Annotated in this window: 14 protein-coding genes; 5 read left to right on the forward strand and 9 right to left on the reverse strand. The window is 61.8% G+C overall.

Features of this window, described 5'->3' with window-relative positions; all coding sequences use genetic code 11:
• Positions 1 to 10 precede the first annotated feature (10 nt).
• On the forward strand, positions 11 to 361 hold the full coding sequence (locus GR198_RS29885; protein WP_029873391.1) for a hypothetical protein: 351 nt from the start codon (positions 11 to 13) through the stop codon (positions 359 to 361).
• A 31-nt stretch (positions 362 to 392) separates the two neighbouring features.
• Here the strand turns inward: GR198_RS29885 and GR198_RS29890 are convergent, their stop codons facing one another.
• The 4 genes from GR198_RS29890 to GR198_RS29905 are packed head-to-tail and all read right to left on the reverse strand — an operon-like array spanning position 393 to position 5221.
• A complete protein-coding gene (locus GR198_RS29890) occupies positions 393 to 2045 on the reverse strand; it encodes a thiamine pyrophosphate-binding protein (protein WP_029873392.1) in 1653 nt (550 codons plus the stop codon).
• A gap of 13 nt (positions 2046 to 2058) precedes the next feature.
• A complete protein-coding gene (locus GR198_RS29895) occupies positions 2059 to 3261 on the reverse strand; it encodes a CaiB/BaiF CoA transferase family protein (RefSeq protein ID WP_029873393.1) in 1203 nt (400 codons plus the stop codon).
• Between the two features lie 26 nt (positions 3262 to 3287).
• Positions 3288 to 4244, reverse strand: a complete 957-nt coding sequence (locus GR198_RS29900) for a DMT family transporter (RefSeq protein ID WP_029873394.1) — start codon at positions 4242 to 4244, stop codon at positions 3288 to 3290.
• Between the two features lie 32 nt (positions 4245 to 4276).
• A complete protein-coding gene (locus GR198_RS29905) occupies positions 4277 to 5221 on the reverse strand; it encodes an alpha/beta fold hydrolase (RefSeq protein WP_029873395.1) in 945 nt (314 codons plus the stop codon).
• Between the two features lie 158 nt (positions 5222 to 5379).
• Here GR198_RS29905 and GR198_RS29910 point away from each other — a divergent pair, with 158 nt between their 5' ends.
• From GR198_RS29910 to metF, 4 genes are all read left to right on the forward strand, one after another.
• The gene (locus GR198_RS29910; RefSeq protein ID WP_029873396.1) at positions 5380 to 6120 is read left to right on the forward strand and encodes a ribonuclease T2 family protein; all 741 of its coding nucleotides are present in this window, start codon (positions 5380 to 5382) and stop codon (positions 6118 to 6120) included.
• Positions 6121 to 6217: 97 nt separating this feature from the next.
• Positions 6218 to 7867, forward strand: a complete 1650-nt coding sequence (gene ettA, locus GR198_RS29915) for an energy-dependent translational throttle protein EttA (RefSeq protein WP_029873397.1) — start codon at positions 6218 to 6220, stop codon at positions 7865 to 7867.
• Between the two features lie 162 nt (positions 7868 to 8029).
• A complete protein-coding gene (locus tag GR198_RS29920; RefSeq protein WP_029873398.1) occupies positions 8030 to 9055 on the forward strand; it encodes an ArsR/SmtB family transcription factor in 1026 nt (341 codons plus the stop codon).
• Between the two features lies 1 nt (position 9056).
• Positions 9057 to 9959 (forward strand): methylenetetrahydrofolate reductase [NAD(P)H], encoded by a 903-nt coding sequence (gene metF, locus GR198_RS29925; RefSeq protein WP_029873399.1) that lies wholly within the window; start codon positions 9057 to 9059, stop codon positions 9957 to 9959.
• A 472-nt stretch (positions 9960 to 10431) separates the two neighbouring features.
• Here the strand turns inward: metF and GR198_RS29930 are convergent, their stop codons facing one another.
• The 5 genes from GR198_RS29930 to GR198_RS29950 all read right to left on the reverse strand — a co-directional run bounded on the left by GR198_RS29930 (position 10432) and on the right by GR198_RS29950 (position 15686).
• Entirely contained in the window at positions 10432 to 11337 is a 906-nt protein-coding gene (locus tag GR198_RS29930) for a DMT family transporter (protein ID WP_029873400.1), read from the reverse strand.
• Between the two features lie 208 nt (positions 11338 to 11545).
• Positions 11546 to 12766 (reverse strand): lytic murein transglycosylase, encoded by a 1221-nt coding sequence (locus GR198_RS29935; RefSeq protein WP_029873401.1) that lies wholly within the window; start codon positions 12764 to 12766, stop codon positions 11546 to 11548.
• An 81-nt stretch (positions 12767 to 12847) separates the two neighbouring features.
• Complete coding sequence (locus GR198_RS29940; RefSeq protein WP_029873402.1) at positions 12848 to 13645, reverse strand: glycoside hydrolase family 25 protein; 798 nt, start codon at positions 13643 to 13645, stop codon at positions 12848 to 12850.
• Between the two features lie 125 nt (positions 13646 to 13770).
• Positions 13771 to 14445 (reverse strand): class I SAM-dependent methyltransferase, encoded by a 675-nt coding sequence (locus GR198_RS29945; protein WP_029873403.1) that lies wholly within the window; start codon positions 14443 to 14445, stop codon positions 13771 to 13773.
• Complete coding sequence (locus tag GR198_RS29950) at positions 14442 to 15686, reverse strand: DUF3419 family protein (RefSeq protein WP_020050852.1); 1245 nt, start codon at positions 15684 to 15686, stop codon at positions 14442 to 14444. The genes GR198_RS29945 and GR198_RS29950 overlap by 4 nt, the downstream gene beginning before the upstream one ends.
• Between the last annotated feature and the right edge of the window lie 69 nt (positions 15687 to 15755).

Consider the following 15755-nt stretch of genomic DNA (forward strand, 5'->3'; position numbering starts at 1 on the left):
GGGGACACGGATGTCGACGAGGCGCCTGCTGATGTTTTGTTTTGCCGGTAGCCTTGCGGCTTCCGTGGCTTCCGCGGAAGAACTTCCGCCAATCCCCAAAGGTCAGGGGCTTGGCGTGGCCTCAGTGAGCATGGTCATCGCATTGACTTGCGACATCCATTATAAGCGTCCACAGGTCGTCAGTGACGCGAAAGCTCTTTTTCTGAAGTTTGCCCGAAAGGAACTCAAAGACCCGGAATCTGCCACAGAACGGGCCTTTAGTACTGCTCGCCGGGGTGTCACGCGGCAGTCAACCAAACAATATACCAAAGCAAGCTGCGATCAACTGGGCAGAATGCTGAGGCGCGAACTCGCCCGCTGAGGTTCACGCTGCCTCAAATGCTGCTTTTCAATCAGGATTTCTCGCGGATTTGCGTCAGTGTCCGTGCGGGCGTGATTGCTTCGGGATCGAGCTTGATTTCGATAATCGCCGGCTTGCCGCTTTCGCGCGCTCGCTCGAACGCCAGGGCGAAATCCTCGGTCTTTTCCACTGTCTCGCCGTGGCCGCCATAGGCGCGGGCAAGGGCTGCGAAGTCGGGATTGGTCAGATCGGTGCTGCTGACGCGGCCGGGATACTCGCGCTCCTGATGCATGCGGATCGTGCCGTAGATGCCATTGTTGACGACGACTGCGATGATCGGCAGGCCGTAGCGGATGGCGGTGGCGAATTCCTGGCCGTGCATCAGGAAGCAGCCGTCGCCGGCAAAGCAGATGACCTCGCGCTCGGGAAAGAGCCGCTTGGCGGCGACGGCGGCCGGCAGGCCGTAACCCATCGAGCCGGAGGTGGGGGCGGCTTGGGTGTTGAAGCGGCGAAAACGATGGAAGCGGTGCACCCAGGTGGCGTAGTTGCCCGCGCCATTGGTGAAGATCGCGTCCTGCCCGGTATTGGCCTCCAGCCATTCCATGATCGGCCCCATATGGACGGCGCCCGGTCCGCTCGAGGGCGGCTTCGACCAGGCGAGATAGGCCTGGTGCAGGCGCGCGGTGCGCTCGGTCCAGTGTGGTTCGGCCGGCGCTTCCAGATCGGCGAGTGCCGCGACGAAATCGGCAGGTGCCGCGCAGATGGCAAGATCCGGACGATAGATGCGGCCAAGCTCGGAAGCGTCGGGATAGATATGCACCAGCGATTGCTGGGGGTAGGGGACATCGATCAGCGTATAGGACGAGGACGGCATTTCCGACATGCGGCTGCCGAGCAGGATCAGCAGGTCGCTCTCCTTGATCTCCTTTGCCAGCGCCGGATTGATGCCGATGCCGACATCGCCGGCGTAGCAGGGATGGAGATGATCGAACAGCATCTGCCGGCGGAAGGAGCAGCCGACGGGCAGTTGGAAACGCTCGGCGAAACTTTGAAAATCGGCGACGGCATCGGCGTCCCAGCGCGTGCCGCCAAGGATCACCATCGGCCGCTCGGCCTTCAGCAAGCGGAGATAGAAATCGTCGATCTGGCGGCGGCCGGGATGGGCCTCGACGTTGGCATAGTGCCTGGCGCGGGGTGCCTCGACCTCATCGCGCAGCATGTCCTCCGGCAGCGTCAGCACGACAGGGCCGGGCCGGCCGGAGGTTGCGACCGCAAAAGCGCGGGTGACGAACTCGGGAATACGGGCGGCATCGTCGATCTCGCCCACCCATTTGGCGAATTCGGTGAAGGCGCGGCGGAACTCGACCTCCTGGAAGGCCTCGCGCTCACGCGCTTCCCGCTGTACCTGGCCGATAAACAGGATCATCGGGATCGAGTCCTGCTTGGCGATATGCAGGCCGGCGGAGGCGTTGGTGGCCCCGGGGCCACGGGTCACCATGCAGATACCAGGTTCGCCGGTCAGCCGGCCCCAGCAATCCGCCATCATCGCCGCTCCGCCCTCCTGGCGGCAGACGAGGACGTCGATATCGCTGTCGCGCAACGCGTCGAGCACGGCGAGGAAGCTCTCGCCGGGCACACAGGAGAGCCGCTTGACGCCATTCGCCTTCAGCGCCTCGACGATCAGTTCCCCGCCCGTCTTCTTCATGACAATGCCTTCTTCATGACGATGCCTTCCTCTCGCGCTCGGCGAGTTCCGCCAGAATTTCTGCCTGGTGTTCGCCGAGACGCGGGCTCGGCGTGATATAACGCAGCGGCGTCTCCGACAGCACCACAGGCGTCCTGACACCGGGGATCACGGTGCCGGCTGAATCCGCAAGGTCGATACGCAGGCCGCGAGCCTGTACCTGCGGATGGGCGAACATTTCCTCGATCGTGTTGATTGCGCCTGATGGAACCGCATTCTCTTCACAGGCCTTCAGCAGATCCGCCTTCTGCCATTTCAGCGTTTCGGTGGAGACGAGGCGGCGCACTTCGCCGCGATTGCCGACGCGGGCCTTGTTGGTGGCGAAACGCTCGTCGCTGGCGATGGCCTCCAGGCCGAGGATGGTGCAGAGGCGACGGAACTGGCCGTCGTTTCCGACCGCGAGAATGAGGTAACCATCCGCCGTCGGCACGACCTCATAGGGCGAGATATTGGGATGGGCATTGCCGAGGCGGGTCGGCGCCTCGCCGGAGACCAGGTAATTCATGTTCTGATTGGCGAGCACGGCTGATTGCACATCGAGCAGGGCCATGTCGACCAACTGGCCTTCACCGGTCTTCAGGGCATGGATCAGAGCGGCTTCGATCGCAGAGACGGCATAGATGCCGGTGAAGATATCGGCGATGGCGACGCCTGCCTTCATCGGCTGGCCGTCCGGCTCCCCGGTAATCGACATGAAGCCGGACATGCCCTGGACGATGTAATCGTAGCCGGCGAGGCTGGCATAAGGGCCGTTCTGGCCGAAGCCGGTGATCGAGCAATAGACGAGCTTCGGGTTGACCTTGCGCAGACTGTCATAATCGAGCCCGTATTTGACGAGGCCGCCGAGCTTGAAATTCTCGATGACCACATCGGCGGTGGAGACGAGGCGGCGGACGAGATCCTGGCCGTCGGTGCTCTTCAGATCGGCGGTGACCGAGCGCTTGCCGCGATTGGCGGCGTGGTAATAGGCGGCCGAGAGATTCTCGCCGTCGGCGCCCTCGACGAAGGGTGGACCCCATTGGCGCGTATCGTCGCCGCCGTCGGGATTTTCGACCTTGATGACGTCGGCGCCGAGATCGGCGAGCATCTGTCCCGCCCAGGGGCCGGCGAGCACACGGGCAAGCTCGATCACCCGGATGCCGGCAAGCGGCGGTTTTTTCGTCACGGTCTCCGTCATGTTCCTCCGGGCTCTCATTCTTATATCTAGGGCGCCAGCGTCGCCTCTGATGTACCGGATACCGGTTTCGATGCAAAGCGGCGCTCGCGCCAGACAATGTAGAAGCCCGACGCCATGATAATCATGATGCCGAGCCATTTGACCGCATCCGGGAAGTCGCCAAAGACCAGCCAGGCGAAGATCGTCGCCGAGACGATCTCGAAATATTGCAGCGGTGCGAGCGTCGAGGCTGGTGCTGCGCGATAGGCATAGACGCCGAGGATGCCCGATATCGCGGCCATGGCGCCGACGCCGGCGACATAGAACCAGGCGCGGCCATCCGGCATGACCGGATCGAAGAGATCGGAGCCGGTTCCCTGGCCCAGGAAAAGCAGGATGGCGCAGAAGAGCAGGCCCCAGATGCTCATCTGGAACTGCATCGCCCAAGGGTCCTCCCTGTGCGAGAGGACTCGCGTCATCAGCACGAAGATGGCAATGCAGAGCGCGCTGACGACAGGCAGAAGCGCGACGTAGCCGACTTCTTCGAAACTCGGCTGGATGATCAGCATCGCCCCGAAGAAGCCGACGCCGCAGGCGCTATAGCGCCGCCAGCCGATCGTCTCCTTCAAGAAGACACCGCCGAGGATCGTCAGCATGATCGGCTCGACGAAGAAGATCGCAATCGCGTCGGCGACCGCCATGTATTTCAGCGTGGTGACGAAGGAGATCATCGAGACAGTGATGATCGCGCCGCGGATGGCATGGAACAGGTTCTGGCGCCAGGAAAAATCGGCGAAGCTGCGCCGCCATATCACAATCGGCAGCATGCAGAGCGCCTGCACGGCGAAGCGGCCGGCGGTGATCTCCGCGGACGGGACTGTGACGATGGCAAGCTTTGCGAAAATATCGATGAGCGGCGAGAACATCACCGAGATAAACATCAGCACAAGCCCCATCGTCACGTCGGAGGCGGACGAAACGGGGCGGGCGGAAGTGCTGTTCATGATGAAATCCCTGTACTCAGGATATTGGTCGCTCAGGATTTTGATCGCTCAGGATCTCGCGACCGCCCGTCGCACCAGTCCGCGAAGGCTGCGATCGCCGCATCCGCGCCGATCTCATTCAGTGTTTCGTGCCGCATGTCCTGATATATCTCAGTGCTGATACGGGAGAAGCCTTGGCCTTTCAAATGGTTTGACAGCCAGAGCACGGCTTTTCCACGCTCCGTCGCCGGGTCTTCTCCGCCGCCGACGAGATGGATCGGCATGTCCGGCGGCAGCCGGTCGAGATGGATTTTCTGCGACGCGCGGAAGGTCAGCTCGAAGAGATCGAGCCAGAGAGAGACCGAGGCGTCGAAGCCGCAGAGCGGATCGGCGACATATTTGTCGACTTCATCAGGAAGACGCGACAGCCAGTCGAACTCGGTGCGGCGGCCGGGAATGGATTTGCCCCAGGCGCCGAAGGTGAGCTTCGGTAGCAGGCTGCTCGGCACGTCGGAGCCCTTCAGCATGCGCTCGGCAAGCAGGATCGCCTGGGCGGCGCGGCCGGCAAGGCCAACGGCGAAATTCGAATTCCAGACCGCCACTGCATCAAAGTCGGCCGGAGCCGTGACGGCTGCATTGAGGGCGATGAGGCCGCCCATCGAATGGCCGAAAAGGATCACCGGCAGGCCGGGATGGCGGGAGGCCGCATGGCCGCGCATGGCGATGACGTCGCCGATCACCCTTTCGATGCCACCGCGCCGGGCAAAGCGGCCGATCGGCGCATCGGGTGCCGTCGTCTCGCCGTGGCCGCGATGATCATGGGCATAGACGTGATATCCGCGCACTGCCATAGCCTCGGCAAAGGAGCGGTATCGTCTCGAATGTTCGGCCAAGCCATGCGATATCAACAGGATGCCGCGTGCCGGGGTGATGGCCTCGGCATGGTGATAGGCCAGCGACGCCCCTGGCACGGCGAGCCTTTGCGTTTCAGAAAACATGTGGGTCCTCCCGGCGGCAACAGACCAGATCGCCGGGTAATTGCAACATGGGCATTTGACTATCTGATAACAATTTGCGGCCTTGTTGCGATTCAGGGTTGCGGCCTTTTGATTTTGATGCTTATTTGTTCCTGTATTGTTCTTTTTTGGGGGTTGAAATGAGCAGCATGCAGTTGCGTACCTTGTCGTTCGCCGTGTCGATGATTGTTGCCGGCGCCGCCGTGGCGCAGGAGGCTGGCGGGCGCACCCGCTTCATTCTGGCGGCGAGCTGGCAGCCGGCCTTTTGTCAGACGAACCAGAAGAAGGCCGAGTGTGCGAGCCAGACCGGCGAGCGCCCCGATGCGACGAACTTTTCGTTGCACGGACTTTGGCCGATGCGGCAGGATTATTGCGGCGTGAGCGCCGAGCAGAAGGCCGCCGACAAGGATGGCGACTGGAACAAGCTGCCGGAGGTCACGCTTGCGGCGGAGACGAAGACGGCGCTGGCAAAGGCGATGCCCGGCACGCAATCCGGTCTGGAACGGCATGAATGGGTGAAGCATGGCACCTGCACGACGATGAGTGCCGACGACTATTTCGGCGTCGGCGTGCATCTCGTAAGCGCGCTCAACGCGTCGGCGGTGCGCGATCTTTTCGCTGCCAATATCGGCAAGCCGGTCAAGGCCGACGCGATCAAGGCGGCTTTCGACAAGAGCTTCGGGCCGGGTGCCGGCGATCGTGTCAAGATGAGCTGCCGGCGGGCCGGCAATGTCAGGATGATCAGCGAGTTGACGATCGGGCTTTCGGAAGCCGCCGGGGCGGCATCGGCGAAAACTACCGGCCTCGCCGATCTGATCCAGGGCGCTGGAAAAACGTCGTTCGGCTGTGACGAGGGCGTCGTCGACGCTGCGGGCTTTTGACCGGAAATCCTGAGTAAACCGGGTTTGGCGTTGCCCGCAGGCGCTGTTTCGCCTACATAGCGGCACAATCGAAGTTTCCCGCCCGGAGCAGCGCAGCATGGCACGTCAGTTCATCTATCATATGTCCGGCCTCAACAAGGCCTATGGCAACAAGAAGATCCTGGAGAATATCCACCTTTCGTTCTACCCGGATGCCAAGATCGGTATCCTTGGTCCGAACGGCGCGGGTAAATCCACCGTGCTGCGCATCATCGCAGGCCAGGACAAGGAGTACACCGGCGAAGCCTGGCTCGCCGAAGGTGCGACGGTCGGCTACCTCGAACAGGAGCCGCATCTCGATGCCAACAAGACGGTGTTCGAGAACGTCATGGAAGGCGTTGCCTCGAAGACGGCCGTCCTCGATCGCTACAACGAATTGATGATGAACTATTCCGACGAGACGGCGGAAGAGGGCGCCAAGCTTCAGGACGTCATCGACAGCCAGAACCTCTGGGATCTGGAAAGCCAGGTCGAGATGGCGATGGAAGCCCTGCGCTGCCCGCCGCGCGACGCCGAAGTCACCAGCCTTTCTGGTGGTGAGCGCCGCCGTGTCGCGCTCTGCCGCCTGCTGCTTTCGCAGCCGGATCTGCTGCTGCTTGACGAACCGACCAACCACCTGGACGCCGAAACCATCGCCTGGCTCGAAAAACATCTGCGCGACTATCCGGGCGCCGTGATGATGATTACCCACGATCGCTACTTCCTGGACAACGTCACCGGCTGGATCCTCGAACTCGACCGCGGCCGTGGCATCCCCTACGAAGGCAACTATTCGGCCTACCTGCAGGCGAAAGCCAAGCGCATGCTGCAGGAAAGCCGCGAAGACGCATCGCGCCAGAAGGCGATCAGCCGCGAACAGGAATGGATCGCTTCCAGCCCGAAGGCCCGTCAGGCCAAGTCCAAGGCGCGTATCAAGTCCTACGAGCAGTTGGTGGATGCCGCCGAGAAGCAGCGTCCCGGCGACGCGCAGATCATCATCCCGGTCAGCGAGCGCCTCGGCCAGGTGGTCATCGAGATGGACGGCATCACCAAGGGCTTCGAGGGTCGCACGCTGATCAACGACCTGTCGATCAAGCTGCCGCCGGGCGGCATCGTCGGCATCATCGGCCCGAACGGCGCCGGCAAGACGACGCTATTCAGGATGATCACCGGCCAGGAAACGCCGGATGGGGGCTCGATCCGCATCGGCGAGACCGTGCATCTCGGTTATGTCGACCAGAGCCGTGACACCCTTGCGGCCGACAAGACGGTCTGGGAGGAAATCTCCGGCGGCGCCGAAATCATCAAGCTCGGCAAATTCGACATGAACTCCCGTGCCTATTGCGGCGCCTTCAACTTCAAGGGCGGCGACCAGCAGCAGAAGGTCGGCAATCTCTCCGGTGGTCAGCGCAACCGCGTTCACCTTGCCAAGATGCTGAAGGCCGGCGGCAACGTTCTGCTGCTCGACGAACCGACCAACGACCTCGATACGGAAACTCTGGGTGCCTTGGAAAACGCGCTGGAGAACTTCGCCGGCTGCGCCATCATCATCAGCCATGATCGCATGTTCCTCGACCGTCTGGCGACGCATATCCTCGCTTTCGAAGGCGACGGCCATGTCGAATGGTTCGAAGGCAACTTCGAGGATTATGAACAGGACAAGGTTCGCCGTCTCGGCCCCGACGCCCTCAACCCGGGCAGCCAGGCTCACAAGCGCCTGACACGCTGATTTCACTCATTTTTGCTTGCGAAAGCCCCGGTTCGGCCGGGGCTTTTTCATGTCTGGCTCTGTCGCAATTTGAGCAGGCAATTTCGTGGAGAGAGCGAATTCACGCTTGCCACCGCTTTTCAAATCACATAAAGATATCTTTATATCTTGATTGGATCGAAGATGAGCGAACCCTTGAAGCTTGGACTGGATGCGCTGGTGGACGTCTTGAAGGCGGCCGGCGAGCCCACGCGCCTGCGTCTTCTGGCACTTCTTGACGGCGGCGATCTGACGGTGACCGATCTTACCGAAATTCTCGGCCAATCCCAGCCCCGCATCTCGCGCCACTTGAAGCTGCTTGGCGAGGCCGAACTGATCGAACGCTACCAGGAGGGCGCCTGGGCCTATTTCCGCCTCAAGCAGGACGGTAAGGCAGCCATGCTGGTGCGGGCGTTGCTGAAGCATGTTTCCGAGAACGATCCGACCATCCTTCGTGACGGCGAGCGGCTTTCGCAGGTCAAGCGGCAGCGCGCCGAGCGGGCGCAGGCTTATTTCAGCCGCAACGCGGCCGAATGGGACGAGCTTCGCCGCCTGCATGCGGCCGATGAGGAGGTCGACGCTGCCGTCATCCGGCTGCTCGGCAGCCAGCCGATCGATTCGCTGCTCGATCTCGGCACCGGCACCGGCCGCATCCTCGAACTCCTGTCCGGGCTCTACCGCCGGGCGACCGGCGTCGACGCCAGCCGCGACATGCTGAGCGTGGCACGCGCCAATCTTGACAAGTCCCGCATCACCAAGGCCACCGTGCGCCACGCCGATATCCTGAACCTGCCTTTCGAGGGACAGGATTTCGATCTGGTGACGATCCATCAGGTGCTGCATTTCTTCGATCAGCCGGAGATTGCGATCGCGGAAGCGGCGCGCATGCTCCGGCCGGGCGGCCGGCTCGTGGTCATCGACCTTGCGCCGCACACGCTCGAATATCTCCGCGGCGAGCATGCGCATGTCCGTCTCGGTTTTTCCCACCAGGCGATGTCCGACTGGTTGCGCAAGGCCGGGCTCGACGTCGAGCAGGTCGTCGATCTTCATCCGGGTCAGCAAAGCGGGCAGGGGTTGACGGTCACCGTCTGGCTCGCGCGCGATCCGAGGCGCCTCATGGCTTCGCAGACGAGCGAAGGCGCCGAACCTACATTTGCCGGGAGGGTATGACATGGCTTTGAAAAACGATGCGCGCGGCCGCAACATCAGGGTCTCTTTCGAATTTTTCCCGCCGAAATCGGAGGAGATGGAAGGGCAGCTCTGGCATACCGTCAGCGAACTGCAGGACTGGGACCCGGATTTCGTGTCGGTAACCTATGGCGCCGGCGGCACCACCAGAGCGCCGACGCTGACCGCCGTCACGCGGTTCCTGTCGCAGACGCCGCTTGCCACCGCCTCGCATCTCACCTGCGTCGGCGCGACGAAGGAAGAGACGCATCAGGTGGTCGACACGTTCCGCAAAGCCGGCGTGACGCATTTTGTGGCGCTGCGCGGCGATGCGCCCGGTGGTGCCGGCGTGCCCTACCAGCCGCATCCCGGCGGATATGCCAATGCGGCGGAGCTGGTGGCCGGCCTGAAGGAAATCGGCGATTTCGAGATTTCGGTTTCCGCCTATCCGGAAAAACACCCGGAGAGCCGCGATACGGCGGCCGATATCGACATGCTGAAGCGCAAGGCCGACAATGGCGCCGATCGGGCACTGACGCAGTTCTTCTTCGACAACGACAATTTCGAGCGCTACCTGGAACGGGTGCGCGGCGCCGGCATCTCGATCCCTGTCGTGCCCGGCATCATGCCGATCCAGAACCTGACGCAGCTGAAGCGCTTCGCCGGGGCCTGCGGCACTGTTATCCCCGCCTTTCTCGACGAGCGCTTCACAGGCTTCGACGACAAGCCCGAGGAGCGGGCGAAGGTCGCCGCCGAAGTCGCTGCCGAACAGATCGAAGATCTCGTCCGGCGCGGCATCCACGACTTTCATCTCTATACGATGAACCGTGCGCCGCTGGTTTCCGCCGTGCTCGACAATCTCGGCCTCTCCCGCCGGCAAACAAAAAGTGCTGGCGCAGCCGCCTGATCTTTGCGCGTCTGAAAGACGCGCGGCGCTGTAAAAGTGAAAAGCGCATGTCGGGCGGGACATGCGCTTTTTCGTTGGCGGATTGATCAGCTATTCAGGAGTTTAGGCACTATCAGTCATTACACTTTCGTCGGCCAGCTCAGATGAAGAGCATGGACAAGACGAAAGCAAACGCTGCACTGACCAACAGAACATTCAAGGATTGCGTGAGTCCCATGTCTGTCTCCTCGCGTTAACCGGCCAATAATATGTCTGAAATATGTCGGTTGGGAAGCAGATCTTATGCTGCGCTGCAGAAGGGTTCGGTGGATAAGTCGAATAGTGCTCTCGCAAGCCTTTGAAATAAATCAATAATTCTCAACAAATTTTTGTTCACACAATTTAACATGCCGTTAAATCAGGCGATTGTGGATTTACCTATGCGTCTAAAACATGGCGGATCGGCAACCGGTTGAAAACATGCGCAACCGGTTCAAACAGCTTTCGCCAGCAGGCGATAGGCGCGGCCGTCGAGAATGACGAGGCCGAAACCGATCAGCGCCATGCCGGCAAACTCGCTCAGTGCGAGCCTTTCGCCGAGGAAGAGCACGCCGAGAAGGATGGCGCTCGGCGGCACTAGCAGGGTGACGAGCGAGGCATTGGTGGCGCCGGCCGCCGCCATGATCCGGAAATAGAGGATGTAGCCGAAGGCGGTCGACAGCAGCGCCAGTGCCAGGACGGCTAGGAGGGCATCGAGCGGCGGTGCGGCAAGCGCCCATGGGCGATCGGCCAGCAGCGACAGCGGCAGCGCAATCAGCGAAGAGGCAGTCAACTGGCCGGCTGCGGTAACGGGGGCGGGAACATTCTTGAACCGTTTGCCATAAGTGGCGGCGAAACCATAGGAGATCGCGGCAAGCACGGGAAGAAGCAGCGCCCAAAGCGGGGCTTGGCCGCCGGCCGACATGCCGGGGCCGATCAGCACGATCGTTCCGGCCAGCCCGACCAGGCAGCCGGCGATCTTTGCCGGCGACAGCTTCTCGTCTGAGGTGAAGTAGTTGGCGATGAGCACGGTCCAGATCGGCGTCGTCGCATTCAGGATCGCTGCAAGACCGGCCCCGATCCGGGTCTGGCCGAAGAAGATCAGCGCATGCGGCAGGGCATTGTTTATGAGCCCGAGGATCAGGAGTTCGCGCCAGCGGGCCTTGAGGATCGCATAGAAGTCGAAACGGCCGGCGATATAGATATGCAGCGCCAGCGCCGCGAGCAGCAGCCTGAAGAAGACGAGAGTCAGCGGCGGCACGTGCTGGACGGCAATGCGGGCAAAGAAGAAGGAGGCGCCCCAGATCAGGCCGAGCAGGACCAGCAGACCCCAGGTCCAGGCATTCATTCTGTTGTCCACGCCGATTCCTCCCTCGCAAACCGCTCGCTTGATGCTTTAGCGCAGGCGGCGAACGGCGCCACCCGTTTCTTGCGAAGCGGGCGGCGGCAGGGCGTCAGCTAAAGCGCGTCGCGATCTTTCGGATTCGCTCGTCGCGATTTAGCTCTTTGTTTTTACGCATGCCGTTGTCGCAAAACCGCTGCACACTTTTGCGCGGCATGCTTTAGGATCAGAGGGCGTCGAGAAGGGCAGGCGTCGCCCAGCCGTCGGCCGGCATGCCGAGGCGCTGCTGTTCCTTCTGGATCGCGACACGCGTGCCGGAGCCGAGGATGCCATCGATCTCACCGACATCATGGCCGAGCGACTGAAGCTTGGTCTGCAGCGCCTTCATCTGGTCGCTGGCAAGCCCCTGTTCCGGCACGCCCTTGAGATAGGGTTCGGCGCCCGAAAGGCGCGTTCCGAAATAGGCGGCCGAGGTCGTGTAGATGAACGACTTGTTCCATTCGAGATAGATCTTGAAATTGGGATAGGCGATGAAAGCCGGTCCCATGCGGCCCTGCGGCAGCACGAGGTCGCCTTCGAGGTTACCGAAGGCGGTATTGCCGTCGCGCGGCTTGACGCCGAGTGCGAACCATTCGGCGGCCTTCATCGTGCCGCCAAGACCGGATTTCTCAAAGGGCAGGTCATCGGGCACGGTCACTTCCTGCAGCCAGGGCTGGCCGCGCTCGAAGCCGAGGTGCTGGATGAATTTCGCCGCCGTCAGGATAGCGTCCGGGCTGCTCTGTTTCAGGCGGACATGGCCGTCACCGTCGCCATCCATGCCATAGGCAATGATGTCGCGCGGCAGCATCTGCACCTGGCCGATCTCGCCGGCCCAGGCGCCGGTATTGGTGGCGGGGTCGAGGTCGCCATGCTGGACCATCTCGATAAGGGCGATCAGCTGCGGACGGAAGAGTTCCGGGCGGCGGCAATCATGAGACAGCGTCACAAGAGCGTTGCGGGTGTTGAAATCGCCCTGGACGGCGCCGAAATCGGTTTCCATCGCCCAGAAGGCGGTGATGACGCCGGGGGGGACGCCGAATTCCTGCTCGGCGCGGGCAAAGACGTCGGCATATTGCTTCATCTTCTGGCGGCCGATGTCGAGGCGGGCCTGGCTGACGGTGCGCTGGGAGAATTCGAGGAAGGTCTGCTTGAAGACGCCCTGGGCACGATCCCGGCTCAGCACCTTGGGGTCGATCTCGGCGCCGGCGAAGGCCTCGTCGGCGGCTGCCGCACTGGCGCTGGCTGCGACGGCATCTTTCTTCACGCCTTCGAGGAAGGCGGACAGATCGCCGCCGCAGGGCGCTGCTGCCGGGGCTGCGCCCGGCGCCTGCTGGGCGGCCGCGCCGCCTGCGAGGGCGAGGGCAAACAGAAGGGCGAGTGCAGAGCGGCTTGCGAGCGAGCGGTGCATGGATGCGGTCCTTATATCAAACAGATTGCCGTCGCTTTCACAGAGGAATGTGACGGAAGCAAGAAACATCGCAAGACGTTACTAAGAATTTCTATCCTTGGAAACGGCAGCGACCCAATTGTTCCAGTTCTTTGCGCTGCCGGCAAAGACATTGATATCGGTCGGCCCACTGATGCCGGGAATAACGCCGGTCGAGGTATATTGCCAGAAGGCCCAGCGGCGGTCGGAATAGGTCACCTCGGGGTGTTTTGCCACCGAACGGACCCAGAAATGATAATCCTGGAAGTAGCCGGCGAGATTTTCGCGGTGGAAATCGACCGAGGTATAGATGATCGGGCGCTTGCCGTAATAGGCCTCCAGCCGGTCCATGAAACGCTGCATTTCGGCGCGCACCGTTTCAGCGTCGGGACGGTAGCGGCAGGTCTTCGATTCGGCGTTCCATTCGACGTCGAGCACCGGCGGCAGGCGCATGGCCTCCTTCGGCACGTTGCGGATGAACCAGTCGGCCTGCTGATCGGCGGAGGAGCAGAAATAGTAGAAATGATAGGGGGCGTGCGGGATGCCGGCGGCGCGGGCTTCTCGCCAGTATTCGTCGAAGCGCGAATCGACCCTGTCCTTGCCTTCGGTCGCCTTGATGAAGGCGAAGGCGACACCAGAATTCTTTACCGTGCGCCAATCGATATCGCCCTGCCATTTGGAGATATCGATGCCGTGGACCTGGTTCTGCTGCGGATGCTTCGGACCGAAATCCTGGGGATCGGTGTCCTTGAAGCGCGTCTTCGGCTTGATCGAGGCCGTTTCGAGGTAGTCATAACCGGAGGAACTGCAGCCGGCCAAAAGGACGGCCAAGGGCAAAACGCAAAACAAAAGCCGGCGCATGGGCGTCCCGTCGTAGCTCGAATGATCTCTTTGCCCCACAACCTGACCTTAGAAAAAGACGAGTCAGCAGAGGATAACCCTCTTTTCATCATATCAACGTAAAAAATCGGTTAGTTTCAAGCGAATTATGAGCGCTTGCTGATAATAGCTGCCCGCCAGGCATAACCGCCGCCGACGGTATCGAACAACAATGTCGCGTTGTTTTCATGGGCTTGCGCTTCCAGGACCTCGCGCAGATCGGGGCGCGGGGTGACGTGGAATTTCGCAAGCCAGGACTGCAGCATGCGCCGGAACCAGCCCGGCAAGCCTTCCTGCTGGCCGAAATCGACGATGTGCAGCCGGCCGCCGGGATTGAGGGCAGCGATCGATGCATCGACGGCGCGCTCCCAGTCCGGGATCATCGACAGGGCATAGGAAATCAGGATGCGGTCGAAGCCGCTGACGCCGAATTCACGCGGTGTGAACGCCGTGGCGTCGGCGACGCGGAATTCCGGGATCGTCGCCTTGGTGGCGAAGGTCTTGCGCGCCGAAATCAGCATTTCCTGGGAAATGTCGAGGCCGAACAGCTTGGCGGTCGGGAAATGCCTATGGGCGAAAGCCATGTTGCGCCCCGTGCCGCAGCCGACTTCAAGCAGCGTGCCGCCTTCGGGCACGTCGAGGTTGCGGATCGTGCTGTCGCGGCCGAGAAGATAATATTTGCGGGTCAGGTCGTAGATATGGCGCTGGTAGCGGTACATGCCATCCATCAGGCTGGCATGTTCATCGCTCTGTCCTGCCGTCTCAGTGCCGACCTTGCTCACGCCTTCTTCCCGTAAATGTGGAAGCCGCCATAGATTGCCGAGCGATCGAGCGCGGTCAGCTCACGCGACTTCTCTTCGAAGTAATCCCACTGGTCGCGGATCGCCGGAGCCAGGCGGCCTTCGATGATGCTTTTTTCGGCGGCGGTGCGGAAGATCACGCGGGCGCCTTCGCGCGCCGTGCGGGTGATTTCCGTCCAGACGTCGTTCAGCTGCTCGTCCGTCATCCAGTCCTGTGCGTCGAGCAGGATGTAGCGGTCGCGTGAGGCGGCCGGCTCGCGGGCCAGAAGCTCGGTGAAGCTTGCGTGGTGAACGTTGACGCGGTCGACATTGGCGCGGATCACCTGATAGTGCTCAGACTTCAGATAGGTCGGCAGCGGGCCTTCCGCTTCGGTGCCGTAACGGCGGCCGAAGGCCTGCCAGGCGAAATAGTTGTCGCTCATCGGGAAATGACAGGCGAGCTTTTCCAAGCGGTGCTTCAGCACCGGCGCGATCGAATGATCGGCGGCAAGGCTTGCGAGTTCATCATATTGCTGCGGCGGAATGCCGAGGCCGAAGAGCGAGCTCTTGCGGCCGGTGATCCAGCGCACGACCGGCTTTTCGAAGAGCGGCGCGATCTGTTCGTCGAAGAACTGGCGCTGCTCGCGGATCGAGCGGGTCTTGGTCATCTCGCGCAGCTTGACGCCATGCAGGCGGGCAAGAAGGTGGGCGGCGCCGATGAAGCGGCCGAGCAGGCCCGTTTCGTAAATGTTGCGGTCGAAGACCGTGACGCGGCGACGGCCGAACTTGCGGCCGTTCCAGTAGCTGCGGGTCGCCTCGTCGAGACGGGCGGCGAGATGCTGGTCGTAGGCGCGGCTGTTCGACTTCTCGTTCGGCATTGCCAGGAAGCGGACGAGATCGGCATGGCCGGGAAGGTGCTTGAAGGCGGCAAGCTTCAGGCGATTCAGCGCGATGTGATGCGGGTTGAGATCGACGACGTCGATCGAGGCCGGCGCTTTGGAGAGATAGGCGAGCATGTTGCAGCCGCCGGAGCCGATGGTGACGATGCGATGGTTTGGCTTCAGCTCCATCGCCTGCATGTCGAGATCCGGATCCTCCCAGATCTGCGGATAGACGAGGCCGGAGAAGAGAAGGCCGAAGAGACGCTCGGAAAAGCCATCCTTCGAAAAAGCCTTATGGCGAAGAAGGGCGTCCTTGAGTTTCCGGTTCTTGCGGAAGCCGGCATCCGGTGCAAATTCTGACATGAGTCTGTCACCTTTTTAGCGTTCAGGGCGTGTAGCGCGCCTCTGCTACAGTTTGATGACGCGGGCTGT

The organism is Rhizobium leguminosarum, from assembly GCF_010668065.1.
GTDB lineage: Bacteria > Pseudomonadota > Alphaproteobacteria > Rhizobiales > Rhizobiaceae > Rhizobium > Rhizobium leguminosarum_S.